This is a genomic window from Streptomyces sp. 351MFTsu5.1 (assembly GCF_000383655.1).
Lineage (GTDB): Bacteria > Actinomycetota > Actinomycetes > Streptomycetales > Streptomycetaceae > Streptomyces > Streptomyces griseorubiginosus.
On sequence record NZ_KB911819.1, the window covers coordinates 1 to 1,521 of the forward strand.

A 1,521-nucleotide genomic window follows, 5' to 3' on the forward strand; every position below is an offset into this window, starting at 1 on the left:
ATCTTGCCGCCCGTGACCGTGACCTTCTTCCAGGTCTGGCCGTAGTCGTACGACACGTACACCGACAGGGACTTCAGGTTCGAGCCCTTGGCGGCACCCTCGACCGTCACCGGGATCTTGACCGTCTTGCCCGCCTCGACCCTGCTGTCCGGGCCCGTGGCCGCGTTGAAGCGGACCGTGGAGGCGGGCAGCTTGGTGAGGTCGCCGGTCTTCTTGGACGCGAACGTCCAGCTCGCGTCGATCCGGGTGGAGGCCGCCGCGACCTTGACGCTGCGCTTGACCGAGGTCGTCAGCTTGTAGTCGGCCTTGCCCGCCGGGACCGTGAAGACCTTCTCGCCGAACAGCGGGTCGTCGTTGGAGCCGACCTTGACGCCGTTCTTGTAGAGCGTGGTCTGCACCGAGGTGAAGTCCGAGGAACCGGGGTTGCCCTGGCCGTCCGCGAACAGCGGCAGAGAGCCGAAGATCTCGTTGCCGTTGCGGTAGAGACCGAAGTCGGCATTCAGGCGCGGGCCGAAGACCGCGGTGTTGAAGGTCTTAGCGTACGACTTGCCGCCCTGGAAGGACAGCTGGTCACCGGCCGTGTAGTACGCGTCGCTGATCGGGAAGCCGTCCGGGTCGACACCGCTGTACTGCTCGAAGGACAGGCCCCACTTGACGCCGCTGACCGTCGACAGGTGCAGGGTGCGGGTGCTGGGCAGGGCCTGCGGGAAGCTGACCGAGGAGCCCGAGAAGGAGCCGGGCAGCCAGCCCGTGGCGCTGACCGCGCCCTTCTTGCCGCTCGCCGCCGCGCCCAGACCGACCTTCACCTTGGCCAGCTCGCTCGCCTTGTAGTGCTTGGTGTAACCGGTGGGGAACTGCTTGACCTTGCCGCCGGCCACGGTGTCGTACTGCTCGGTGGCGCCCTTGCTCCAGTGGCCGTCGAACTGCTGGGTGAGGGAGCCGTCGGTCACCTGCGGGCCGAAGTGCGCGGTACGGAAGCCCGCGTACGTGTCCAGGAACCAGCCGTAGCCGTAACCGCCGTCGGCCGTGTCGACCTGGAAGCCGGGCATGGCGAACTCCGACTTGGCGGCCGCGTCCGGCACGGTGATGTCCACCGGCTTGGCCTTGCGCGAGTCCAGCGTCACCGTCGTGTTCCTGGTGACGTTCAGCTTCGGCTGGACCAGCCAGTCGGTGCCCTTGGTGGCGTCCTCCGGGTCCACGAACGTGGAGGAGTTCAGGATGTACCCGCCCTTGGGCACCCGGACGGTGACCGAGCCGTCCGCGTCGTACGGCGTGAACCACCTGCCGCTGCCAAGGCCGGAGATGCCCGACAGGTCGGCGCCGTAGTTCTTGGTCGGCTTGCCGTCACGGTCGAGCACGTTCAGCGTGACGTCGTACGACTCGACCTCGCGCTGCACCGCGGCCGCGGTGCGCACGGTCTGACCGCCGCCGGTCGCCGTCACGTACGCCGAGTAGGCACCGTCCAGCGTGCCGCCCAGCTTGGTGTTCACCGTGACGTCGACGGAGGCCTTGCCACCCGCC

General features: G+C 68.0%; 1 pseudogene. It reads right to left on the reverse strand.

Going from position 1 to position 1,521, the window contains the following annotated elements:
- Positions 1–1,521 (reverse strand): annotated as a pseudogene (locus H295_RS0142490) (peptidase S8); the annotation flags it as partial.